Genomic DNA, 21,583 nt, shown 5'->3' on the forward strand with positions numbered 1-21,583 from the left:
ATTTCAGAAAAAGGTTCGCTTTTGCGAATCTTTTTTTTGTTTACAAACGTAAGGAAAGTATGTGATTGTTAAGTATCTGCTTTGTTCAGGTTGCATTTTTGTAAAAGTAAGCGTAAAATTTTCACGTGATACGGGTATAAATAGAATATGGATTGACGTGTAAAAGTTCCAGGTCAAGAACACACGTATATTAGGAGGCAGGTTTTTATGCAGCAAGACTCTGGCATTTGGTCGCGCATGCGACTAAAGGTAGGCCAAGGTGTGAAAAGCACCTACACAGAACATAAACTTTTTTGGATTGCGACATTGTTGATTTGGTTAAAAACGTATGTAGCATACACGCTGTTTTTCGATGTTCCGATTACGAATTCAGCACAAGCATTCATCTTACTGATTAATCCAATCAGTTCGGCGCTCTTCATGTTTGGATTTAGTTTCTTCTTCCGTGGTAACGTTCAAAAATGGTTCATCTACGGAATACTCGTCCTGGCGACGCTCGTTCTTTATGCGGACATCATTTTCTTCCGCTTTTTCAATGACTACTTGACGTTACCGGTCTTGTTCCAAACATCAAATGCTGAGACGGTCTCAGCATCGCTTACATCATTGTTGACATGGGCAGACTTATTGATTGTCGGCGATCTATTGATTCTTCCATTCTTCTTACGGAAAATGGACATGTCTAAAAATGTCGCGTCACGAGGACGCGCGATTTTAGCGTTCGTCGCAGCAACTGCTGTCTTCCTTGGAAACTTGGCACTTGCTGAAACGGAACGTCCGGAACTATTGACACGGGCATTTGACCGCGAACTACTCGTCAAAAATATCGGAACGTTTAACTTCCATATGTATGACGCGTTGATTCAATCAAAAACATCAGCACAAAAAGCTCTTGCGGACAGTTCTGAATTGTCGGAAGTTCAAAACTTCGTCGCGTCGAAGTATGCTGAGCCGAACCCGGTCATGTTCGGTAAGTACGAAGGTAAAAACGTCATCGTGATGTCATTCGAATCGGCCCAATCATTTGCGGTTGGTCTGAAAGCGCCGAATGGTCAAGAAATCACACCGAACTTAAACAAATTAATTAAAGAGTCACATTCATGGGATAACTTCTACCATAATACGGGACAAGGGAAGACATCGGATGCTGAATTCATCTTAGAGAATTCAATCTATCCACTTGGTCGTGGTTCTGCGTTCTTTACGAATGGGGAAAATGAATTCCGGGCAACACCAGAGATGTTAAAAGAAGACGGCTATTATTCTGCCGTGTTCCATGCGAACAATAAATCGTTCTGGAATCGTGACATCGTTTACAATAGTTTTGGTGTCGATCGTTTCTTCTCGGAGACAGATTATGATCTCGGTAACCCGGATGATTTAACGGAGTGGGGTTTACTCGACGACAAGTTCTTTGAACAGTCGTTACCAATGTTGAAAGATCTTCCACGTCCGTTTTATTCGAAGTTCATCACATTGACGAACCACTATCCGTTCGAAATGCCGAAACCGGAAGATGAACTTGTCCCACCGCTTGAGACGAGCTCGACGACATTGAATCATTATGTCCAAGCCCTCGCATACCAAGACATGGCACTCGGTAAGTTCATCGATGGTCTGAAAGAGGATGGTACATGGGACGATACAATCTTCATGTTGTATGGTGACCATTACGGAATCTCGACGAACCATAACGCGGCGATGGCGGAACTCCTCGAAAAAGATGAGTTGACGGCATATGACGTCGCTCAGTTGCAACGTGTTCCGTTCGTCATTCACTTACCAGGACAAACTAAAGGTGTGAAGCACGAAGAAGTGGCGAGTCAAATCGACATGAAACCAACGTTGCTCCACCTATTAGGAAAAGACTTTAAGGATGAAGTCTTATTCGGAACAGACTTGTTCTCAAAAGAACATAAAGATTACGCCTTGTTCCGTGATGGGTCTATCATCACCGATAAAACCGTTTATACACAAGAAACGTGTTATGACCGGAAAACAGGTGAAGAAGTGACGGATGAAGAAAATGGAGCCATCTGTAAAGAGGCAGTCAAGCAGTCAGAAAAAGAACTCGGTCTGTCGGACAAAGTCATTTACGGTGACTTGCTACGTTTCTTACAAAAGTCTAAATAAGTCGTGATAAACACTAAAATAGCCGAAATCCCTCTACGTCTTAAGGGATTTCGGCTTTCTTTTGTTCGCATGATTCGTTTCGCAAGACTTATGACGACAAAAAAAGGTGAGCCTTCTCGACGAGAAAGCTCACCTTTTTAATGTTTATCCAACGATTACGATGGGATTCCACCGAAAATCAGCGTCGCAATACCGAACCAGCCGAATAGTACAACAGTCAGTCCAGCAAATACGAGTGGAAACATTTGGCGTTTCTTAAGTGAACGGACGACGGCCCAAACACCGACGAGTGCTACGATGAAGAAAAGCCAACCGATTGGTTGATCCAAATGCATGACGTACTCCCCCTTAAAAATCACGTTATGAAGTTCACGAAGATTTCACTTAAATCTCACTTTTTAGTTTAGCTGACTATCCGCCTAAAGTCGAGAGGGGGAAGAGGGAACTTTCGACAATTTCGTGTATAGTAGAAAAGAATGATGTTTAAAAGGAGTCTGATCATATGGAAATCGTAAGTATTACTTCAGGTATCGCCTCGGAAAACGGATACCTTCTTTTTCGAGATGGGAAATGTCTCGTCATTGATCCGGGGACGGAAGATATGCGTTTCTTTGACGAAATCGAACAGCGGAACGCGCAAGTCGAAGCAATCCTCTTAACACACGCTCATTTTGATCACATCGGTGGCGTTGACATGTTGAGACGATTCACATCGGCTCCAGTCTATCTTCATCAAAAAGAAGCAAAATGGTTGGCGAATCCCGATTTAAATGGATCGTCTAAGTTTGGTGTGCCGCCGGTCAAAGTCAAACCGGCTGAGCATCGGTTAGAGCCTGGACCACTCTCAATCGGTAGTTTTAACATGCATGTTCTCGAAACGCCTGGGCATTCGCCTGGTAGCGTTACGTTCTACTTCAAAAATGAGCGGGTTGCCTTTGCCGGTGATTTGTTGTTTAAGCAGAGTGTTGGGCGGACGGACTTACATGGTGGCGACCAAGACACGTTGATGCGCTCGATTGATCGAATCATCGCTGAATTGCCGCATGACACGACGTTTTACCCTGGACATGGTCCGACGACAACATTGCGTCAAGAAGTTAAGAACAACCCGTTCTTTTGATTACGTGTAAAAAAACGCCTTCTCTTCGATTGAAGAGAAGGCGTTTTTTTATTTTACATCTGGAAGTTGGACCAATACGTGAAGACGATAAAGAATACTGTTAAGTAAGCTGCAAAGATGTAGACATACGTTTTTTCAGTTAGGCGAAGATAGCCTAATGCTGCAAAGAAGACAGTTTGTGCCAAGAAGACAAAGCCCATAACTAAAAATGAATCCGTATGCTCACTTGAGCTCGCGTCGCCGCCGAGTGCGCCGATAAATGCCATGACTGCAATGATTCCAGTCCAAAATCCGAGTACGCGGTACATTCTCCCCATTCATATAACCCCCTAAATCCGACAGATAGTCAATATACGTACTTATTTTACCAAGCAAACAATCATCCGTCCATCATGTTCTAGTGTTTGTTGAGGAATAACTGTGAACAAAAGATGAAGTTTAATAAAAAGTTGTACAATAGTTGTACAAAAGGTGTACAAAGCAAAAAAACCGTGGTATAGTTTCTGTAATGAGAAGCGCATATTTTGAGAGGAGGAGCAACAATGGCAAATGAGTTGATATTTTTCACGTATCCGAGCTGTACATCTTGTCGTAAAACGAAATCATGGTTAAAAGAGGAACATGTTGATGTAGAAGAACGCCATCTGTTCAGAAATGCTCCGACAGTGGACGAATTGATGGAATTGTTGAAATTATCGACAGACGGCATCGAAAGTTTACTCGCAACACGCAGCCAAGCTTTCAAAGATCTTGGGATTGATGTAGAGGATATGAAATTAAGCGAACTACTCCGATTGATGAGCGATAATCCGAAACTGTTACGTCGTCCAATCATTACTGATGGCAAACAACTCGTAATCGGGTATGATAAACCAGGTCTTGAAACACTAGCGAAGCGCAAAGCACGCTTAATCGCCCAAGTATCTTAAAGAAGCCGAGTTGTTCGGGCTTCTTTTTTTTTGTACTTTTTTAAGTAAGGAGGTGTCATGTTGAGAGAACTTGTCAGTCAATTGATTCAGCGATTTGCAAAAGGTGGTGTCACCGATGTGCATTTTGTTCCAGATGAACAGATGGCGCGTGTCATTTGTAGGACGGCCGACGGATTAAAGGAACAAGAAGCAATCCCTTTTAGTCAATACAGTTCAATCGTTAGTCATATTCGGTATGAATCCAACTTGAAAGAACAAAATGAACGGATTCCGCAAAGTGGTGTCTATCCGGTTGACGAAAGCGGGATGCGGGTCTCGATTTTACCAAGTCGTCACGGGGACGCGATGTCATGGCGCTTCTATCGGGCGGTTGTCTCGAGTGAGATTGCATCGACGCTTCTCAATCCGATTGAGGATTTAGAATGGCTTCAACAACAAAGTCACGGTTGTATCATCATTTCTGGGACGACGGGGGCAGGTAAGACGACGATGCTCTATTCCTTGATGGCATCGATGGAAGGCAAGCGGATCATCTCTGTCGAGGACCCCGTCGAATGTACGGTTCCTGGTGTCTTACAGCTTGAGTTAAATGAAAAGGCCGGTTTTGACGCGACACGTTGTTTTGAGGAAATTCTTCGGGCAGACCCGGATTGGATTGCTTTTGGGGAAGTTCGAACTGCTGAAGCGGCACGACTCTCGATCAATGCTGCTCTTAGTGGGCACGTCGTCGTATTTACTTTACATGCCGGAACAGTCAATGAAGTGTTGTTACGCTTAAAATCACTAGGGATTTCAGGGGAGGAGTTAGCGGTCTGTAAAAAAATCATTCATCTTTACCGGGAGGAGGGGCATGTCCACTGTACAGTAGAAAACTTAACACGAACAGCAAATGTCGCTTTTTAAACCGATTTCATCGACTATTGTCAAAAGGCATTTCGACGAAAGAAACGTTAGAAATCTTACAACGATTCGAAGAGCCGATCCTTCTGCCGGTCATTGAAGAAATCCAACGTCGGTTAGAGAGCGGAAATCCGTTATCCATCGCATTAGAACCACTCGCCTTGTCCCCTTCGCTCCAACGTCTGCTTCAGGTGGGTGATCAAACGGAACGCCCCTTGATGATTTTACAACAGGTCATTCGCTTGCTGGAGTTAGAAAATCAAATGAAAAAGAAATTTTGGAAAATGGCGCGGTATCCACTCGTCCTCGCCTCAAGCTTGATGTTACTTTTCATGTTTTATGCCCTCTACGTGTTTCCTTCCCTGCTCGAGATGTCGAGTCCAGAAAGTCTTCCGCGCTTTTTAGTCTTGATTTTACACCCTTCAGCCAAGTACGTCCTTGCAGCGACTCCGATTCTGTTACTTTCAATCCTCCTTCTCACCTTTCGTCTGATTCCGGTCAAACGGCTATTACAGTTTAAAATCATTCAGAAACTCCTTCAGTTGTATTACAGTTACTTGTTTACGATTGAGATTGGTTCCTTTATTGACGCAGGTTTCTCGTTAGAAGAGGCTTTCCGCTCGCTTGAACAGGGGCAGACGGGAAAGAAACAACAAATGTACGCGATGCTTCACCAACATCAACAAGCGGGCACCTCGTTATCTGAAGCCATCTTACAAGAAAAAATCATTGATGTTGAAACCGTTGGGCTCGTTCACCTTGCTCGAGAAAGTGGTGACTTAGGTCCATTATTGCTAGCACAAGCCAGTTTGTTGCATGAATCGATTGAAGAAGAGTTAGAGAAAAAACTGCTGTTGATTGAACCGGTCTTGTATGGAGGCTTGACGATCATGACAGGCAGCTTATTTTTTATTTTGTACTACCCGATCCAACTGGCGATTCAACAACTTCCATTTTGAAGAAAGAAGGAGTTTTGATTATGAGACGATTCTTGAAAAACGAACTTGGATTCACTTTACTTGAAATGGCTGCTGTCTTATTAATTATTTCGCTACTGCTGCTCGTATTAATTCCGACGATGACGAGCGGGAAAGATCAAGCGAAAGGTGTTAGTTGTGAAGCGAACATCCGTGTCATTCGTTCCGAGGTCAACCTCTACTATGCGAAAGAAAAAAAATATCCGGAAACATTGCAGACGATTAACCGTGGTACTGCTGAAAAACCAAATGAACTGCTCTGCGATCAGGAGACGTATACCTATGATTCAAAAACAGGCGAACTTACGAAGTGACGGGTTTACATTGATTGAAATGAGTGGAGTCTTAATGATTACAGGTCTGCTGTGCTTATTGTTATTGCCGACTGTTATTGATCGGCGCCCGGCAATTTATTTACTCGAACAAGATATTGCGATGATGCGGCAAGATTTTCAGACGTTACGGTTACTGCAATACTCCAAAACGGATAATCAAAATACCATTCAATTTCGATGGCGTGCAGACGGAACGGGATATTTTATCATGGTGAACGATCGAATCCTGTGGCAGAGAACGTTTCAACCTGGTCATAGTTGTATCATCCCGACGACCGGGCGAGTGATTTACTTTAAAAGTTATCATTCGACCTATGCCTCGACCTGGTACTGCCGTTCAGCAAAACAAGAATATGAAATAAAATTCCTCCTCGGAAATTATCAAATGTTGATTCAACAAATGAGGTGAAATGGCATGCGGTCAAAGGTAAAAAGAGTTGTTTGCTCGGAGGAAGAGCGTGGATTCACTCTCCTTGAAGTGACACTTTCACTTGTCGCCATCAGTTTGTTCTTAGTATTAGCGATTGATCCTTACTTGAATTTCGAAAAACAAAAAACACAGTTAATTGTTGAGACACGGCGCTTGGACGAGATGGCATCGAAGCAAGTGGCGGGTGATTCGACGGGGTATCGTGTCGAGGAAGGGAAGTGGTGTCTTGAAACGTTATGCCTTGCGAGCCGAATCCGGAACGACCCTCCTCGAAATTTCAATGGTCCTTTGGTTGAGTCCTCTATTACTCCTTGGATTATTGACGATGACACAACTCGTTAGCAACGCCAACCAAACAGAATGGATGGAAGAGGACCTGTTTTTTCATACCGTCGAACGATTGATGTGGCGCAGCATTGAGTGTGGATTAGTAGGAGAAGAGCTGAGGGGGCGGGATGTCGATCCAGGAGAGGAGCCGATTAAATGGCGGCTCGTTCGTGTACAAAATCAAATACGGCTCAAAAAAGAGTTTGGAGGCGAACTGACGTATGCCCACGACGTGACGCATTATCGAATCAAAGAAGACGGTGCCCGAATCGTAATCGAACTCAATCAGCGGTCTCGAACTTACGCCTGCAAGAAACCGGGTTCATCCTGATTCAAACCTTATTGATTCTGATAGGAATTGGTGCCATGATGCTACTAGGTTGTATGCGGATGGATGAGACCATCAAACAGTATAAGCTAGAGCAAGAGGCGCTTCAACTCGAGTCCCTTGTCAGAGCGGCATCACATGACTGTCGCCAAGATGAGACGATCCGTTATCCGATTGGACGAGTTACTTGTATCCGAACGGATAAAGGCTTTAAAATGGAAGCAGTCTTAGATAATGGACAAAGAATCGAGGCGGTCGTTTCGGATGGATAAGGTTTATGTAATTGGCTTTATGGGAACTGGTAAAACAGCGATTGGTCGGAAGTTAAGCGAACGATATGACGTAGATGAACTGGATGAACGTTTTGTTCAAGAGTATGGTCAATCAATTGCTGATTTTTTTGCAGCACATGGTGAGGCAGGGTTTCGAGCGCGCGAAAGCGAATTGTTACGAAACAGTCAATCTCAAATTGTCATCACAGGTGGTGGAATCATTGAACGACCCGAAAATCGTACATGGATGAAGGAAACGGGTACGGTAATCTGGATTGATACACCATTCGATTCGATTTGGAGACGAATTGAGTCGGACCGAAATCGTCCCTTAGTAGGGAAGTACGAGACTGTGAAGTCTTTGTATATGCGCAGACGTCCTATCTATGCAGACGGTGCGGATCTTCGTTTAGAGGGAATGAAATCGATTCGGGAGCTAACGGCAGAAATAGAATCGGTATTGGAGGAAAAGTCATGATTTGGATTAACCTTGGAATCATTGTAGTAGCGATCCTCGGCTTAGTTGCTTATGGATTTGTGCTTTATAAAAAGAAGATTTCACAAGACTTACGGCTTGTAAAACAGTTGTTGGAGCGATTTACGATCCGTCAGCAAACGTTGCAGGCAGGCGTCGACCATACGACGAATCGGATTGATCAAATTAAAGGAAATGTCGATCATCTTGTGAGTGAAGGGAAGCGTGTTGAGCAAGGGGCGCGTCAACTAATGGTTGAAGGGCAACGACTTTCAACAGAAGTTCAACATACAGCTGGACTCAAGCAATTTTGAAATGGCTTTCATTGAGCGAATGTGAAACAATAGGAGAGAAGGGACTTCGTCCTTTCTCTCTTTAGTTTTGTTCAATTTCCGAATAAACCTAGAAAAATAGGTTTGAAGTTGATAGAATGTAAATGAAAGTTGAACATTAAAGAGAAAAGGAACATAAAATGTTCGTAAATAGGGGGATATGTATGAGTCAGACGACATTGAAGAGAACGCCATTGTTTGAAACGATCGCACCGATGGGGAAAATGGTCGATTTTGCAGGGTTTGAAATGCCGGTTCTGTTTTCATCAATCAAGGAAGAACACATTGCAGTACGTGAACAAGTAGGGATGTTCGATGTATCTCATATGGGAGAATTGTTAGTGACAGGTCCTGAAGCATTAGCGTTTCTTCAAAAGACGCTGTCGAATGATATCTCTAAGATCGCTATTGGACAGGCTCAATACAATGTTTTATGTCAAGAAGATGGTGGGACGGTCGATGACTTGCTTGTATATCGACTGGAAGAGGAAAAATATTTACTAGTCGTCAACGCCTCGAATATCGAGAAAGATGAAGCGCATCTTCGTTCGTATCTAGAAGGAAACGTGTTACTTGAAAACCAATCGGATGCGTATGGGCAGATTGCCGTCCAAGGTCCTAAAGCAGAAGAAGTCCTGTCGGCGATGACGGAGCTCGCATTAAATGAAATTAAATTTTTCCGGTTCGTTTACGGGAAAGTGGCAGGCATCGACATGTTAGTTTCGCGCAGTGGTTATACGGGAGAAGATGGATTCGAGTTATATATGCCGGCAGCAGATGCAGAACATGTCTTTAAGACACTACTTGAAGCAGGTGTCGTTCCATGTGGTCTTGGCGCGCGTGATACTTTACGTTTTGAAGCGTGTTTACCACTCTATGGTCATGAGTTATCGGCGACGATTTCACCGATCGAAGCAGGGATGGGGTTTGCCGTCAAACCACAAGCGAAAAAATTCATCGGGTCAGATGTGCTCGCACAACAAAAAGAACAAGGCGCACCACGCCGTTTGATTGGACTTGAACTCGTCGATAAAGGGATTGTCCGTCAGGATGCTCCGGTTTTACTGAATGGAGAGACTGTTGGTTTTGTGACGACAGGGACGTTGCCGCCGACAATCGGTAAAGCCATTGCCTTGGCGCTCGTGCCAGCAGAATATGCGACAGAGGACCAGTTCGAAGTGGAAGTACGTGGAAAGAAACTAGCCGCAAAACGTGTGAACACACCGTTTTATCGTCGAGCCAACTAAGGGGGACTTATAGATGGATTTTCGTTATTTACCGATGACGCAAGAAGATGAAAAAGAGATGTTACAGACGATTGGTGCAAATTCGATTGAAGATTTACTAGCAGACATTCCAGCCGCTGTCCGCGACCAAGGGACGTTAGAAGAAGTCGGGATTCCGCTACCGGAAACAGATTTGATTCGGACACTCTCGAAGCTTGCTGACCAAAATATGAATACGAAGCAATATCCATCGTTCCTCGGTGCAGGCATTTACGATCACTATGCACCGGCTGTCGTCAATCATATGTTGTTGCGTTCAGAATTCTATACGGCGTATACACCCTATCAACCTGAAATCTCACAAGGGGAACTGCAAGCGATTTTCGAGTTTCAGACGATGATTTGTGAATTGACAGGAATGGATGTCGCGAACTCATCGATGTACGACGGCATTACAGCACTAGCGGAAGCGGCAATGCTTGCCTGTGCCCATAAAAAGAAAAAGACGATCGTCTTGTCGAATGGGGTTCATCGGGAAGCACATGATGTCGTTCGGACGTATGCGAAAGGGCCGGGGCTCGATGTCGAGACGCTTGCGTTACGGGACGGCGAGACGGCAATCGAACAATTAGACGGACTTGATGATATCGCATGTGTCATCGTCCAATACCCGAACTTTTATGGACGCGTCGAAGATTTACAAGCGTTAGCAGATGCAACACATGCAAAAGGCGGTTTATTTATCGTCTCGGCCAATCCGCTTGCCCTCGGACTGCTTGAAGCACCTGGGAAACTCGGTGCGGATATTACGATTGGCGATTGCCAACCGTTCGGGATTCCCCAAAGTTTTGGTGGACCGACGTGTGGCTACTTCACGACGACAAAAGCCTTAATGCGTAAAATTCCGGGTCGTCTCGTCGGTCAGACAGTGGATGAGGATGGCAAACGCGGTTTCGTCTTGACGCTCCAAGCTCGCGAACAGCACATTCGTCGTGATAAAGCGACATCAAATATTTGTTCCAACCAAGCGTTGAACGCATTGGCGGCATCGATCGCGATGAGCGCGTTCGGAAAACAAGGGATTCGTGATTTAGCGGTCCGCAACTTGCAAACGGCACATGCCTTGAAAAAATCATTGAAAGCAGCCGGCTTCCGCATCGTCGATGATGGACCGAGCTTTAATGAATTCGTCGTCGAATTACCAATCGATGCGGAAGAAGCGAGTCGTCAATTGCTTAAAGCGGGAATTATCGGTGGATTGCCGCTCGGCACATACGACGCAAAACGAAGTCGTGAAATGCTTGTCTGTGCAACAGAATTACGGACGAAAGAAGAGCTCGATCAATTCGTGTCAGCGTTAGGGGGATTAACTCATGCATAAATCAAGTGAACAAACATTGATTTTTGAAATCTCAAAACCCGGTCGTGTCGCATATGCGTTACCACTCGCGACGGTCGAAGAAGAAGCAATCGAAGACATGTTGCCATCTTCTTTTGTACGAAAAGAAGATGTCGCGTTACCGGAAGTTTCGGAACTGGATCTTGTCCGTCACTACACGGCACTTTCAAACCGAAACCACGGTGTCGATTCCGGGTTCTATCCGCTCGGTTCATGTACGATGAAATACAATCCTAAAATCAATGAAGATATGGCACGACTTCCCGGGTTTGCCCACATTCATCCGCTTCAACCGGTTGAGAGCATTCAAGGAGCGCTCGGTTTGATGTATGACTTACAAGAAAAGTTAGCAGTCATCACGGGAATGGATGAAGTGACGCTTCAACCAGCAGCAGGGGCACACGGAGAGTGGACTGGATTGATGTTGATCAAAGCCTATCATCATGCGCGCGGCGACTTCAAACGGACGAAAGTACTCGTTCCAGACTCGGCACACGGCACGAACCCGGCATCGGCGTCTGTCGCAGGATTTGATACCGTGACGGTCTTGTCAGATGAACGAGGTCTTGTTGACTTAGAAGACTTAAAGAGCAAAGTGGGAGACGATACAGCGGCTTTAATGTTGACGAACCCGAACACGCTCGGATTGTTTGAATCGGATATCGTCGAGATCGCAAAAGCAGTCCATGAAGCAGGCGGGAAATTGTATTACGATGGAGCAAACTCGAATGCCATCATGGGGATTGCACGTCCCGGCGATATGGGCTTCGATGTTGTTCACTTGAACCTCCACAAAACGTTTACCGGTCCTCACGGTGGTGGTGGTCCTGGTTCAGGTCCGGTCGGTGTCAAACAAGACTTGATCCCTTATTTACCGAAACCGATCGTCGCAAAAACAGACGAAGGATTCATCCTTGATTATGATCGCAAAGATGCAATCGGACGTGTCAAACCATTCTACGGAAACTTCGGGATTAATGTCCGCGCCTACAGCTACATTCGGACGATGGGCGGAGAAGGTCTCGCCCGTGTCTCGAAAGAAGCTGTCTTGAACGCAAACTATATGTTAGCACGCCTCAAAGGCGCATATGACGCACCGTATGATGTCTATTGTAAACATGAGTTCGTCTTGTCGGGTCGTCGCCAAAAGGCACTTGGCGTGCGGACGCTTGATATCGCAAAACGACTGCTTGATTTCGGTTACCATCCACCGACAATCTATTTCCCGTTGAATGTCGAAGAGTGTATCATGATTGAGCCGACGGAAACGGAATCGAAAGAAACACTCGATGCGTTCTGTGACGCGATGCTCCAAATCGCACGTGAAGTCGAAGAAACGCCAGACGTCGTCCTGAACGCACCGCATACGACGGTCGTCAAACGGATGGACGAGACATTGGCGGCGCGTAAACCGGTGTTGCGTTATGAGCCGAAACAGGAAGTCCATGCATAACGGTTACTGAAAACGAACTGACTCGTAAGTCAGACTAAGATCGATTCCTATGACGGACGTTTCCGGTCGACATTAATTAAATGACCGATGATTCCATTTTTACTGGATCATCGGTCATTTCTATGCCTATTTTTGTCGTTCACGACCTCTTTAATCAGAGCGTCTCGTCAATGAGTCGACAAGCGAAAAAAACCTTCCTGAGCCTGAGGCGTAGGAAGGGTTCTTCGCTTGAATAGTGAATTAGCTACGTTTGACTTTTCCAGTCCACTGTTTGAAACCGCCTTTAAGCTGGTACAAGTTCGTGTAGCCGGCTTTTTTCAAGACTTTAGCTGCTTGTGAAGAGCGCATGCTGCCTTGGCAATACAAGTAGATCGGCATATCTTTACGAAGCTCTTTCGAACGCATCTTCATTTGGCTAACCGGAATGTTACGCGCGCCAACGATATGACCCCCTTTAAATTCTTGTGTTTCCCGGACGTCGACGATTTGTGCCTTACGGTAGTTCGCGCGGAATTCCTCTTGCGAGAGTTTTGTGATGCCTTTGACTGGCATGAAACGCCAGACGACATAAGCAATCAATGCCACCCATAAGACGATTGTGATGATTGTGCCTGTTTCCATATTCAACTTCCAACCCCTTCGTTCATATAACATCTCTATCATTATAGTAAACGAAATCGATTTCGGCAATCGACTCGTCGTTGCGCAGGATAGAAAGGGTCTGATACACTTATACGGAAACGTTTTGGGGGTGTTCGCTTGGTAAAGAAATGGCAAGTATTGACGACCGAAGCATTAGAGCCGGCAATGAACATGGCAATTGATGAAGCATTGATTGCTTTTGTCGGGCGAGGAGAGATTGCGCCTACGCTTCGTTTTTACTCATGGGAACCACGCGGACTCAGTGTCGGTCATTTCCAGCGTGCGACACGTGATATCGATCGAAAGCGAATTGAAGAACTCGGTATCCCAATCGTTCGACGGATGACTGGTGGTCGAGCGGTTTTACATGCGGATGAACTCACATATAGTGTCGTCATTCAAGAGGCGACAGAAGGACTACCACGAACTGTAATCGAAAGTTATCGCCTGTTGACGGAAGGAATCCGGAAAGGCTATCATCACCTCGGTATTCCCGTTGAATTTTCAGTTCCGATGACGGAAGAAGAAAAGGAAGAGTTACGAAAGCCGAAATCGGCCGTTTGTTTTGATGCAGCCTCTTACTATGAATTGGCAGTCGGAAAACGGAAAGTCGCGGGGAGTGCTCAAGTTCGTCATCAAGGCGTTGTGCTTCAGCATGGATCAGTGCCTCTATCGGTTGATGAAGGTGAATTGTTTGACTGCTTCCTTTATGAAGATGAAACGATGCGTCAACGGATGAAGTCACGCTTTGCAGGGAAAGCGGTTGCCTTGAATGAACTCGCGGGCCGGGAAGTGTCATTCGAGGAAGTTCGTGATGCGTTTACACGTGGTTTTGAGGATGCGCTTCAATTGGAATTCGTTCCGCTTGAATTCAATGAGCGGCAATGGCAGGAAATTGAACAGTTAGCCGAGAAGTATCGTAGTGATGAATGGAACTGGAAACGTTAAAGCGAAAGATTGGAAGGTGATGTCGTGCCGACTCCGAGTATGGAAGATTATTTAGAGCAAATTTATATCTTGATCGAAGAAAAAGGGTATGCCCGTGTATCGGATATCGCAGAACTATTAGGAGTACACCCTTCTTCTGTAACGAAGATGGTGCAAAAGTTAGACCGTGAAGAGTACCTCGTCTACGAAAAGTATCGTGGTCTCATGTTGACTGCAAAAGGTAGAAAGATTGGGAAACGACTTGTCGAACGGCATGCGCTGTTAGAAGATTTCTTGCGCCTTGTCGGCGTAGAAGAGTCACTAATCTATAAAGATGTCGAGGGAATTGAACATCACTTGAGTATCGAAGCACTTGATAAAATCAATGGGATGATTCAATTTTTCGCTGAACGTCCGGCTTTACAGGAAGAACTTCATAATTATCAACAAGCACACCCAGAAGACTGAGTGGGCTTGTTTTTTTACGTTAAACGCCTTATAAACGAACGTTTAGTTATAAAATAATAAAAAAGTACGTGAATTGAACGGATTATGCTATACTGACGATGAAAATGACCGAAGGGGGTGACGGGTGGAAATTCACCCGGATACTATGGAAATCGTCATCAAAGAAAAATTGGTTTCAGAAACTGATTTAGCTAAAAAAGTGAGTGAACTCGCAATCGAGATTGAACGGGATGCGGCCGGGCGTCAAATTGTCCTTGTCGTCGTGTTGAAAGGGTCGATGGTTTTTGCAGCGGACTTGATGCGGCAAATTAAAGGAAGTGTTCAAATCGATACCGTTGCCTGTTCATCATATGGTGCGAAGACGGTCTCTTCTGGACGCGTTCAATTGAAAAAAGATTTAGACCTGGATGTCGAAGGGAAGTATGTTGTTGTTGTCGAGGACATTATTGATACGGGACATACACTGAGCTTTTTGTGCGAGCATATGAAATTGCATAAACCCGGTGTTTTGAAGATTTGTACGTTACTTGATAAACCTGCGCGTCGTGAAGTCGAGTTGACGGCAGATTATGTTGGATTTGAGATTCCGGATTACTTCGTCGTCGGCTATGGCATCGATTGTGCAGAAGAGTATCGCAATTTGCCGTACATTGGTTGGGTCGAGACAGAATAAAAAACCGTCAGCAGACACGAGTCGCTGACGGTCGAACGATAGAAGGGGCTGCGTTTTAGCAGCTCTCTCTTTTTAATATTAAAAAGCACGTTTTTTCTTTTTGCCTTTTTTACCTTCGATGACGGTCAAATTAGGACCTTTCGACCGATCGCGAAGTGGGCGTACTTTGTTCGAAGTCGAAGATTTCGTCGCCGTTTTGATTTGTTTTTTCTTAAAGTCTGTTCGACGCGGACCTTGATCTCGTTTACCGTGCAATTTTTTCGATTGCGCGACTGATTTTCGATATTGTGCGTTTCCGCCGCTTGCAGCACCGCTATTGCGCGTCATGAACTTAAAGATCAAGAAAATGATTCCCGCCACAACTGCAACGAACAGTAATTGTGAAAACAGACCGCCAGGATCATTGATAAGCTTATATCCAAAGCCGACGAAAGCAAACAGTAACACGATAAGTGCGAATGTAGAGCCGATCCGTTGTCTAATCATATTATCACCCCTGTTATCGATTAACCCAGTGCATTCTCATGTATGTTATCTTCCTGTTTTTCGAGTGCTTCAAACGCATAAATCGCAACCTCAATCTGTGAATCGTCTGGTTCTTTTGTCGTCAAGTACTGTAACCATAGGCCTGGCAAGGCGATGACACGTAATCCCTTGATATTTTGGGCTTTATTTGTTAATTGAAGAACTTCAAAAGACAGACCGATGACAACGGGAAGTAAAGCGATTCGGAAGGCGAGTCGAACCCATAATGGATCGGTCGGGACGATTAAATAAACGAAGAAACCGACGATGACTGTGAAGATCAGGAAGCTTGAACCGCAACGATAATGGAGGCGGCTGCTTCTTCTGACGTTTTCGACGGTCAGTGGATGACCGGATTCGACACAATTGATGACTTTATGTTCCGCCCCGTGGTATTGAAACAATCGTTTGACGAGTGGTGTCAATGAAATCAAGTACAAATATCCAAACAGTAGGGTCAGCTTAATCAACGCCTCGATGACGTTTTGGACGAAGTGGCCGGATAATGCTGGGAAAGAACTGAATAGTGAGGCTAAGAATGCCGGCAACAGCGTAAACAGTAACTTTCCGAAAAAGAATGATAAAACACCAAGTAAAGCGACGCCGAGCCATTTTGTCAATTGTCCTTGATTCGTTTCTTCGGGTTCTTCCTCTCCGGGATTAACGCCGTAACGATCACTTGCGAAGTTCATGTGGCTTGCTCCATTCGCAGATGATTCGACAAGAGCGAACAGTCCGCGGAGAAGCGGGATTCGTTTACCAATCGCAATCCGTGGACGAATCGGCTTTTTCTGTTCAAATGTCTCAATCGTCGCATCATTTCGACGAATTGCAGAAACAGCATGTGTCGCATTTTGGAACATTACGCCTTCGACGATGGCTTGTCCACCGACGGGAGCTTTTGCGGTTTTCATATTTAAACGCATCCTATCTCAAATAAAATATCGTGTATCGTCAGTTTACTAGATTCTATTCAAAAAAACTATGGGGGACTGCTTGATGACGGGTGAATCTTTAGGAGACGGAAAACGTCTTATGATACAATCAGAAGGACGAATGGAGGTGATGATGTGCGCGTATTGGTTTTAAATGGACCGAATTTGAATTTACTTGGAACGCGTGAGCCGGAAACATACGGTGCAAAGACGTTGAATGATTTAGAAACGTTGATGATGGAACGTTTTCCGGAAGTTGAGTTTACGTTTGAACAATCGAACCATGAAGGAACGCTGATTGATTCTCTACATGCAGCGCGGGGGTATGATGGCATTGTGTTGAATGCAGCTGCATACACACATACGAGTATCGCCTTACGTGACGCGATCGCAGCGATTGAAGTGCCGACAATCGAAGTGCACCTATCGAATGTTCATGCGCGAGAAGAGTTTCGACATCGCTCACTCATCGCACCGGTCTGTCGTGGTGTCATCAGTGGACTTGGGATGACGGGGTATATACTCGCTACTGAAGCGTTACTTCATCCGGACGCTACATAATTTAAAGGGGGAAACAGACATGCAACATCGTATTGAAGCATTACAATCCGCTTTAAAAGAACGTGACTTACCAGGACTTATCGTGACGAAGGCAGAAAATATTCGCTATATTTCAGGATTCACCGGTTCAAGTGGCGCGTGTCTCGTTACGGCAGAACATGCTTATTTCGTGACGGATTTCCGCTATACGGAGCAAGCTGCTGATCAAGTCAAAGGAATGGAAATCGTTCAAATCGATCGGTCGATTCCGGCGACGATGGGTGAACTCATCGCAGGCGCACGCGTGCGAGCGGTTGGGGTCGAAAAAGATACGATGACACTTGGTTTATTCGAAGCATATGATGAAGCTTCTGCAATCGAACTGATTCCAACGACCGGAATCGTCGAAAACCTACGCTTGATTAAGGATTCATCAGAGATTAAGATGGTTAAGGAAGCGGTAAAACTAGCAGACGCTACCTTTGAACACATTTTGACGTACATCCAGCCGGGGAAAACAGAACTCGAAGTGTCGAACGAACTCGAATTCTTCATGCGTAAGCATGGAGCGACGTCGTCTTCATTCGATACGATTGTCGCATCTGGTTACCGCTCAGCGTTACCGCATGGTGTCGCGAGCCAAAAAGTGATTGAAACGGGTGAGCTCGTAACACTCGACTTTGGTGCATTGTTGAACGGTTACGTCTCTGACATTACGCGAACGATTGCGGTCGGTCCAATTAATTCCGAGTTACAAAAAATCTACGATACGGTCTTACAAGCACAACTTGCGGGCGTAGACGGACTTCGTCCAGGGATTACTGGAATCGAAGCAGACGCGTTAACACGTGACATCATCAAAGAAGCTGGTTATGGCGAATACTTCGGTCACTCGACTGGTCACGGCATTGGTCTTGAGGTGCATGAAGGACCGGGACTTTCGTTCCGTTCGGAAACGAAGCTCGAACCAGGGATGATCGTGACAGTCGAACCAGGAATCTATGTGCCACAAGTTGGTGGATGCCGAATTGAGGATGATGTCTTGATTACCGAATCAGGGCGCGAAATTCTTTCGTCTTCATCGAAAGAACTCATTACACTCTAAGTAAGATGAACATTTAGGAGGAACCAGTATGGTATCAGTAAACGATTTAAAAACAGGCTTGACGATTAAAACTTCAGACGGAATGATTTGGCAAGTCCTTGAGTTCCAACACGTAAAACCTGGTAAAGGTGCAGCATTCGTGCGGACAAAAATGCGTAACATCCGTAACGGGAACATCCAAGAGATGACATTCCGTGGTGGCGAGCGCGTCGAACGTGCCCACATCGAGCGTAACAAAATGCAATACCTCTACCCAATGGGTGAAACGTATGTCTTCATGGACACGGAGTCGTATGAGCAGCTTGAATTGACGACAGCACAAGTTGAAGCAGCACTTCCATATCTCCTTGAGAACATGGAAGTTCAAATCGCAGTCTACAACGGCGAAATTCTCGGACTCGAACTTCCGAACACGATCGTTATGACGATTGTTGAAGCAGAGCCAGGTGTCAAAGGCGATACAGCTTCTAACGTCAAGAAAAATGCGACAGTTGAAACGGGTCACATCATCCATGTGCCGCTTTTCATCGAAGCAGGAGAAAAAGTAACAGTTGATACGCGGACAGGTGATTTCACAGGACGCTACAACGGATAATACAGATATGCCAATGCCCCTTCGTACTCGTTTCCGAGTCAAGGGGTATTTTTTCACTCGCCGGCACTTGCATCCTCTGGTATGACCAGTTAAACTTAATATTTGAGTAGGCATTAGCACCTGGTATAATATTAAGAATGAATGTTTAGATGGGGGATGGAAAGAAGATGAAAATCGATCAGTTGAAACAAGTGTTAGAAATGCTTGATCAATCAAACGTAAATGAACTTTCTCTAGAAACAGACACGTATAAATTAAAGCTTAAAAAACAAGGGGACGGTGTCGTAGTATCTCAGCACGACGCGGTCGCGGCAGCACCTGTCCAGCAAAAAGTAGTGGAAACGGCACAAAAGCCGGCTGTTGTACCTGAAGTCATGGAAGAGAAGGATGATACGGTCACAATTAACGCGCTAATGGTCGGTACGTTTTATTCACGTGCAAATCCTGAAAAACCTGCTTTCGTCAAAGTCGGCGATCAAATCGAAGTGGGTCAAGTCGTCTGCATTTTAGAAGCGATGAAACTATTCAATAACTTAAATTCGGAAATTGCCGGAACTGTCGTCGAAATTCTCGTCGCAGATGGAGACCTTGTTGAATTTGGTCAGCCACTCTTCCGGATTCGTCCTTGAGCGGGGTGATGGGAATGGAAAAACTACTAATCGCGAACCGTGGAGAAATCGCCGTTCGGATTATTCGTGCGGCTAAGGAACTTGGGATCCAGACGGTTGCTGTCTATTCGACAGCGGATCGAGAAGCACTTCATGTCCGAATGGCAGACGAAGCATATTGCATCGGCGATGTCAGTTCGACGTCTTCTTATTTGAATGTGACGAATATTCTCGCCGTTGCGACAAATCGAAACGTAACGATGATTCACCCGGGATACGGATTCCTGGCTGAAAACGTTGACTTCGCGGAGATGTGTGAAGCATGTGGTATTCAATTCGTCGGTCCGACGTCGCAAGCGATTCGCCAGATGGGCATTAAAGATGTCGCGAAAAAAACGATGATTGAATGTGGTGTCCCGGTCGTGCCGGGCTCTGACGGAACGGTGACGGATCAAGAAGCAATTGGTCTCGCTGAAGAAATCGGTTATCCGGTCATCATTAAAGCGACGGCAGGTGGCGGAGGGCGCGGGATTCGTGTTGCCCGGACAAAACAGGAACTGGTTGATGGACTGGAAGAAACACGTCGCGAGGCAAAACAAGCATTTGGCAACAGCGATGTTTATTTAGAGCGTTTCATCGAAGAATTCCGTCACGTCGAAGTCCAAGTGCTTGCCGATCGACACGGGAACGTCATTCACCTCGGAGAACGAGATTGTACGGTGCAACGGCGGATGCAGAAGCTGATTGAAGAAGCTCCTTCGCCAGCCGTCAGCGAAGCGACACGGTTGAAAATGGGAGAGGCAGCTGTCAAAGCGGCAAAAGCCATCAACTATACGGGTGCCGGAACAATCGAATTCATTTTTGTCGAAGAAACAGAAGAATTTTTCTTTATGGAAATGAATACTCGGATTCAAGTCGAGCATCCGGTGACAGAAATGATTACAGGATTTGATCTTGTTCAAGCACAACTTCAAGTCGCGCTCGACCACCCGTTAGCAGTTCAACAAGAGGATATCGAGTTCCGTGGGCATTCAATCGAGTGCCGGATTAACGCAGAAGATCCAGATCACGATTTCCGACCACATGCGGGTCGCGTCACACAATACGTCGCGCCAGGTGGTATGGGTGTCCGAATCGATAGTGCCGTTTATCCAGGTTACATGATTCCTCCGTACTATGACTCGATGGTTGCGAAATTGATTGTCCATGCAGAGACGCGCGAGGAAGCTTGTGCGAAAATGGAGCGTGCTTTGGCTGAATTTTGGATTGAGGGTGTCAAAACGACAATTCCGTTCCATCAAAAGGTCTTACAGCATCCTGTATTCCGCCGGGGAACCTTCACGACGAAGTTTGCGGAACGTGAGTTAAAAGCAGCAATCGTAAAATGAACGATGACGGGAGTCGATGGATTTTACTCCCGTCTTTTTGGCGTTCACTATGTTTTTTAAAAGGGGAATGTGCTAAACTAATTGATTGAGAACGACAAAAAAAGGAGCACGTGAAATCATGATGAAACGACACATGGCACGCGAACTCGCAGTACAATCTTTGTTCCAAATGGAACTTTCTGACTTGTCTGCACAAGAGGCCATTGAATTCGCAGTAGAAGGCAAAGAATATGATACATTTGTAGAGCAATTAGTAGTTGGTGTAGAGACGAACAAGGATGAGATTGATCAACATTTACGGGCAGCGCTCGTCAACTGGTCATTTGAGCGTCTTGGTAACATCGAACGGACGATTCTTCGTCTTGCCGTCTATGAATTGATGTTCGAACCGAAAATTCCAATCCGCGTTACAATCAACGAAGCAATCGAATTAACAAAAGCGTTCGCAGACGAAGAAGCAACGAAAATCGTCAATGGTGTGCTTGGTAAGGTCGCACAACAAGCAGTCAAAGAAAATTCATAAGTAGATAAAGATAACCTT

General features: G+C 45.3%; 29 protein-coding genes. 24 read left to right on the plus strand and 5 right to left on the minus strand.

Annotation, left to right across the window (positions count from 1 at the left end; translation table 11 throughout):
- Nucleotides 1-207: 207 nt before the first annotated feature.
- Nucleotides 208-2,133 (plus strand): LTA synthase family protein, encoded by a 1,926-nt coding sequence (locus tag KNP88_RS07130; RefSeq protein ID WP_034801229.1) that lies wholly within the window; start codon nt 208-210, stop codon nt 2,131-2,133.
- Nucleotides 2,134-2,288: 155 nt separating this feature from the next.
- Here KNP88_RS07130 and KNP88_RS07135 read toward each other — a convergent pair whose 3' ends face one another.
- Nucleotides 2,289-2,468, minus strand: a complete 180-nt coding sequence (locus KNP88_RS07135; RefSeq protein WP_029332993.1) for a DUF2759 domain-containing protein — start codon at nt 2,466-2,468, stop codon at nt 2,289-2,291.
- A gap of 167 nt (nt 2,469-2,635) precedes the next feature.
- Here KNP88_RS07135 and KNP88_RS07140 point away from each other — a divergent pair, with 167 nt between their 5' ends.
- Nucleotides 2,636-3,253, plus strand: a complete 618-nt coding sequence (locus KNP88_RS07140) for an MBL fold metallo-hydrolase (RefSeq protein WP_088836596.1) — start codon at nt 2,636-2,638, stop codon at nt 3,251-3,253.
- A gap of 53 nt (nt 3,254-3,306) precedes the next feature.
- On the opposite strand, the gene KNP88_RS07145 is transcribed toward KNP88_RS07140, so the two are convergent.
- Entirely contained in the window at nt 3,307-3,570 is a 264-nt protein-coding gene (locus KNP88_RS07145) for a DUF2626 family protein (protein ID WP_012369782.1), read from the minus strand.
- Between the two features lie 225 nt (nt 3,571-3,795).
- Here KNP88_RS07145 and KNP88_RS07150 point away from each other — a divergent pair, with 225 nt between their 5' ends.
- The 13 genes from KNP88_RS07150 (at nt 3,796) to gcvPB (ending at nt 12,636) form a co-directional block, all read left to right on the plus strand.
- Complete coding sequence (locus tag KNP88_RS07150) at nt 3,796-4,182, plus strand: Spx/MgsR family RNA polymerase-binding regulatory protein (RefSeq protein WP_029332995.1); 387 nt, start codon at nt 3,796-3,798, stop codon at nt 4,180-4,182.
- Between the two features lie 57 nt (nt 4,183-4,239).
- Complete coding sequence (locus KNP88_RS07155; protein ID WP_251137155.1) at nt 4,240-5,085, plus strand: ATPase, T2SS/T4P/T4SS family; 846 nt, start codon at nt 4,240-4,242, stop codon at nt 5,083-5,085.
- Nucleotides 5,086-5,102: 17 nt separating this feature from the next.
- Nucleotides 5,103-6,041 carry a type II secretion system F family protein gene (locus tag KNP88_RS07160; protein ID WP_251137156.1) on the plus strand — a complete coding sequence of 313 codons (939 nt, stop codon included), beginning with the start codon at nt 5,103-5,105 and terminating at the stop codon, nt 6,039-6,041.
- 20 nt (nt 6,042-6,061) lie between these two features.
- Nucleotides 6,062-6,373 (plus strand): competence type IV pilus major pilin ComGC, encoded by a 312-nt coding sequence (locus KNP88_RS07165; RefSeq protein ID WP_214893040.1) that lies wholly within the window; start codon nt 6,062-6,064, stop codon nt 6,371-6,373.
- Nucleotides 6,342-6,803: a prepilin-type cleavage/methylation domain-containing protein gene (locus tag KNP88_RS07170; protein ID WP_239456852.1), complete on the plus strand. Its 462-nt coding sequence runs from the start codon at nt 6,342-6,344 to the stop codon at nt 6,801-6,803. Before KNP88_RS07165 ends, KNP88_RS07170 begins: the two co-directional genes overlap by 32 nt.
- 6 nt (nt 6,804-6,809) lie before the next feature.
- A complete protein-coding gene (locus KNP88_RS07175; protein ID WP_214805181.1) occupies nt 6,810-7,166 on the plus strand; it encodes a prepilin-type N-terminal cleavage/methylation domain-containing protein in 357 nt (118 codons plus the stop codon).
- Complete coding sequence (locus KNP88_RS07180; protein WP_251132500.1) at nt 7,051-7,482, plus strand: hypothetical protein; 432 nt, start codon at nt 7,051-7,053, stop codon at nt 7,480-7,482. Before KNP88_RS07175 ends, KNP88_RS07180 begins: the two co-directional genes overlap by 116 nt.
- A 35-nt stretch (nt 7,483-7,517) precedes the next feature.
- Nucleotides 7,518-7,751: a hypothetical protein gene (locus tag KNP88_RS07185; RefSeq protein ID WP_251137157.1), complete on the plus strand. Its 234-nt coding sequence runs from the start codon at nt 7,518-7,520 to the stop codon at nt 7,749-7,751.
- The gene (locus KNP88_RS07190) at nt 7,744-8,229 is read left to right on the plus strand and encodes a shikimate kinase (RefSeq protein WP_088836600.1); all 486 of its coding nucleotides are present in this window, start codon (nt 7,744-7,746) and stop codon (nt 8,227-8,229) included. The genes KNP88_RS07185 and KNP88_RS07190 overlap by 8 nt, the downstream gene beginning before the upstream one ends.
- Nucleotides 8,226-8,540, plus strand: coding sequence for a hypothetical protein (locus KNP88_RS07195; RefSeq protein ID WP_214893042.1), 315 nt, complete (start codon nt 8,226-8,228; stop codon nt 8,538-8,540). Before KNP88_RS07190 ends, KNP88_RS07195 begins: the two co-directional genes overlap by 4 nt.
- Nucleotides 8,541-8,722: 182 nt before the next feature.
- Nucleotides 8,723-9,805, plus strand: a complete 1,083-nt coding sequence (gene gcvT / locus KNP88_RS07200) for a glycine cleavage system aminomethyltransferase GcvT (protein WP_214805186.1) — start codon at nt 8,723-8,725, stop codon at nt 9,803-9,805.
- Between the two features lie 13 nt (nt 9,806-9,818).
- Nucleotides 9,819-11,165 carry an aminomethyl-transferring glycine dehydrogenase subunit GcvPA gene (gene gcvPA, locus KNP88_RS07205; RefSeq protein ID WP_214893044.1) on the plus strand — a complete coding sequence of 449 codons (1,347 nt, stop codon included), beginning with the start codon at nt 9,819-9,821 and terminating at the stop codon, nt 11,163-11,165.
- On the plus strand, nt 11,158-12,636 hold the full coding sequence (gene gcvPB / locus KNP88_RS07210; protein WP_214893046.1) for an aminomethyl-transferring glycine dehydrogenase subunit GcvPB: 1,479 nt from the start codon (nt 11,158-11,160) through the stop codon (nt 12,634-12,636). Before gcvPA ends, gcvPB begins: the two co-directional genes overlap by 8 nt.
- 240 nt (nt 12,637-12,876) lie before the next feature.
- On the opposite strand, the gene KNP88_RS07215 is transcribed toward gcvPB, so the two are convergent.
- Nucleotides 12,877-13,257, minus strand: coding sequence for a rhodanese-like domain-containing protein (locus KNP88_RS07215; protein ID WP_029333057.1), 381 nt, complete (start codon nt 13,255-13,257; stop codon nt 12,877-12,879).
- A 138-nt stretch (nt 13,258-13,395) separates the two neighbouring features.
- Between KNP88_RS07215 and KNP88_RS07220 the strand changes: the two genes are divergently transcribed.
- From KNP88_RS07220 to hpt, 3 genes are all read left to right on the plus strand, one after another.
- On the plus strand, nt 13,396-14,226 hold the full coding sequence (locus KNP88_RS07220) for a lipoate--protein ligase family protein (protein WP_214893048.1): 831 nt from the start codon (nt 13,396-13,398) through the stop codon (nt 14,224-14,226).
- A 24-nt stretch (nt 14,227-14,250) separates the two neighbouring features.
- Nucleotides 14,251-14,673 (plus strand): transcriptional regulator MntR, encoded by a 423-nt coding sequence (gene mntR / locus KNP88_RS07225; protein ID WP_029333059.1) that lies wholly within the window; start codon nt 14,251-14,253, stop codon nt 14,671-14,673.
- A gap of 145 nt (nt 14,674-14,818) precedes the next feature.
- Nucleotides 14,819-15,346 carry a hypoxanthine phosphoribosyltransferase gene (gene hpt / locus KNP88_RS07230; protein WP_088838449.1) on the plus strand — a complete coding sequence of 176 codons (528 nt, stop codon included), beginning with the start codon at nt 14,819-14,821 and terminating at the stop codon, nt 15,344-15,346.
- Nucleotides 15,347-15,424: 78 nt separating this feature from the next.
- Here hpt and KNP88_RS07235 read toward each other — a convergent pair whose 3' ends face one another.
- Nucleotides 15,425-15,832 (minus strand): SA1362 family protein, encoded by a 408-nt coding sequence (locus KNP88_RS07235; RefSeq protein ID WP_088836605.1) that lies wholly within the window; start codon nt 15,830-15,832, stop codon nt 15,425-15,427.
- A 20-nt stretch (nt 15,833-15,852) separates the two neighbouring features.
- Nucleotides 15,853-16,785: a DUF1385 domain-containing protein gene (locus tag KNP88_RS07240; RefSeq protein ID WP_088836606.1), complete on the minus strand. Its 933-nt coding sequence runs from the start codon at nt 16,783-16,785 to the stop codon at nt 15,853-15,855.
- 156 nt (nt 16,786-16,941) lie between these two features.
- Between KNP88_RS07240 and aroQ the strand changes: the two genes are divergently transcribed.
- The 6 genes from aroQ (at nt 16,942) to nusB (ending at nt 21,565) form a co-directional block, all read left to right on the plus strand.
- A complete protein-coding gene (gene aroQ / locus KNP88_RS07245; RefSeq protein ID WP_088836607.1) occupies nt 16,942-17,367 on the plus strand; it encodes a type II 3-dehydroquinate dehydratase in 426 nt (141 codons plus the stop codon).
- Between the two features lie 19 nt (nt 17,368-17,386).
- Entirely contained in the window at nt 17,387-18,451 is a 1,065-nt protein-coding gene (locus KNP88_RS07250) for a M24 family metallopeptidase (protein WP_029333064.1), read from the plus strand.
- A 28-nt stretch (nt 18,452-18,479) separates the two neighbouring features.
- Entirely contained in the window at nt 18,480-19,046 is a 567-nt protein-coding gene (efp, locus tag KNP88_RS07255; RefSeq protein WP_088836608.1) for an elongation factor P, read from the plus strand.
- Between the two features lie 167 nt (nt 19,047-19,213).
- The gene (gene accB, locus KNP88_RS07260; protein WP_088836609.1) at nt 19,214-19,675 is read left to right on the plus strand and encodes an acetyl-CoA carboxylase biotin carboxyl carrier protein; all 462 of its coding nucleotides are present in this window, start codon (nt 19,214-19,216) and stop codon (nt 19,673-19,675) included.
- A 14-nt stretch (nt 19,676-19,689) separates the two neighbouring features.
- A complete protein-coding gene (gene accC, locus KNP88_RS07265; protein WP_251137158.1) occupies nt 19,690-21,042 on the plus strand; it encodes an acetyl-CoA carboxylase biotin carboxylase subunit in 1,353 nt (450 codons plus the stop codon).
- A gap of 121 nt (nt 21,043-21,163) precedes the next feature.
- On the plus strand, nt 21,164-21,565 hold the full coding sequence (gene nusB, locus KNP88_RS07270; protein WP_239456902.1) for a transcription antitermination factor NusB: 402 nt from the start codon (nt 21,164-21,166) through the stop codon (nt 21,563-21,565).
- The last annotated feature ends 18 nt before the right edge of the window (nt 21,566-21,583 follow it).

The sequence above is a fragment of the Exiguobacterium sp. H66 genome, assembly GCF_018618705.1.
GTDB classification, from domain to species: Bacteria; Bacillota; Bacilli; order Exiguobacteriales; family Exiguobacteriaceae; genus Exiguobacterium_A; species Exiguobacterium_A oxidotolerans.

Bases quoted from the DNA above. Each gene is read 5' to 3' on its own strand.
- KNP88_RS07130 (WP_034801229.1), top strand. From the start codon at position 208: ATGCAGCAAGACTCTGGCATTTGGTCGCGCATGCGACTAAAGGTAGGC.
- KNP88_RS07135 (WP_029332993.1), bottom strand. From the start codon at position 2,468: ATGCATTTGGATCAACCAATCGGTTGGCTTTTCTTCATCGTAGCACTC.
- KNP88_RS07140 (WP_088836596.1), top strand. From the start codon at position 2,636: ATGGAAATCGTAAGTATTACTTCAGGTATCGCCTCGGAAAACGGATAC.
- KNP88_RS07145 (WP_012369782.1), bottom strand. From the start codon at position 3,570: ATGGGGAGAATGTACCGCGTACTCGGATTTTGGACTGGAATCATTGCA.
- KNP88_RS07150 (WP_029332995.1), top strand. From the start codon at position 3,796: ATGGCAAATGAGTTGATATTTTTCACGTATCCGAGCTGTACATCTTGT.
- KNP88_RS07155 (WP_251137155.1), top strand. From the start codon at position 4,240: ATGTTGAGAGAACTTGTCAGTCAATTGATTCAGCGATTTGCAAAAGGT.
- KNP88_RS07165 (WP_214893040.1), top strand. From the start codon at position 6,062: ATGAGACGATTCTTGAAAAACGAACTTGGATTCACTTTACTTGAAATG.
- KNP88_RS07170 (WP_239456852.1), top strand. From the start codon at position 6,342: ATGATTCAAAAACAGGCGAACTTACGAAGTGACGGGTTTACATTGATT.
- KNP88_RS07175 (WP_214805181.1), top strand. From the start codon at position 6,810: ATGCGGTCAAAGGTAAAAAGAGTTGTTTGCTCGGAGGAAGAGCGTGGA.
- KNP88_RS07185 (WP_251137157.1), top strand. From the start codon at position 7,518: ATGATGCTACTAGGTTGTATGCGGATGGATGAGACCATCAAACAGTAT.
- KNP88_RS07190 (WP_088836600.1), top strand. From the start codon at position 7,744: ATGGATAAGGTTTATGTAATTGGCTTTATGGGAACTGGTAAAACAGCG.
- KNP88_RS07195 (WP_214893042.1), top strand. From the start codon at position 8,226: ATGATTTGGATTAACCTTGGAATCATTGTAGTAGCGATCCTCGGCTTA.
- gcvT (WP_214805186.1), top strand. From the start codon at position 8,723: ATGAGTCAGACGACATTGAAGAGAACGCCATTGTTTGAAACGATCGCA.
- gcvPA (WP_214893044.1), top strand. From the start codon at position 9,819: ATGGATTTTCGTTATTTACCGATGACGCAAGAAGATGAAAAAGAGATG.
- gcvPB (WP_214893046.1), top strand. From the start codon at position 11,158: ATGCATAAATCAAGTGAACAAACATTGATTTTTGAAATCTCAAAACCC.
- KNP88_RS07215 (WP_029333057.1), bottom strand. From the start codon at position 13,257: ATGGAAACAGGCACAATCATCACAATCGTCTTATGGGTGGCATTGATT.
- hpt (WP_088838449.1), top strand. From the start codon at position 14,819: ATGGAAATCGTCATCAAAGAAAAATTGGTTTCAGAAACTGATTTAGCT.
- KNP88_RS07235 (WP_088836605.1), bottom strand. From the start codon at position 15,832: ATGATTAGACAACGGATCGGCTCTACATTCGCACTTATCGTGTTACTG.
- KNP88_RS07240 (WP_088836606.1), bottom strand. From the start codon at position 16,785: ATGAAAACCGCAAAAGCTCCCGTCGGTGGACAAGCCATCGTCGAAGGC.
- KNP88_RS07250 (WP_029333064.1), top strand. From the start codon at position 17,387: ATGCAACATCGTATTGAAGCATTACAATCCGCTTTAAAAGAACGTGAC.
- efp (WP_088836608.1), top strand. From the start codon at position 18,480: ATGGTATCAGTAAACGATTTAAAAACAGGCTTGACGATTAAAACTTCA.
- accB (WP_088836609.1), top strand. From the start codon at position 19,214: ATGAAAATCGATCAGTTGAAACAAGTGTTAGAAATGCTTGATCAATCA.
- accC (WP_251137158.1), top strand. From the start codon at position 19,690: ATGGAAAAACTACTAATCGCGAACCGTGGAGAAATCGCCGTTCGGATT.
- nusB (WP_239456902.1), top strand. From the start codon at position 21,164: ATGAAACGACACATGGCACGCGAACTCGCAGTACAATCTTTGTTCCAA.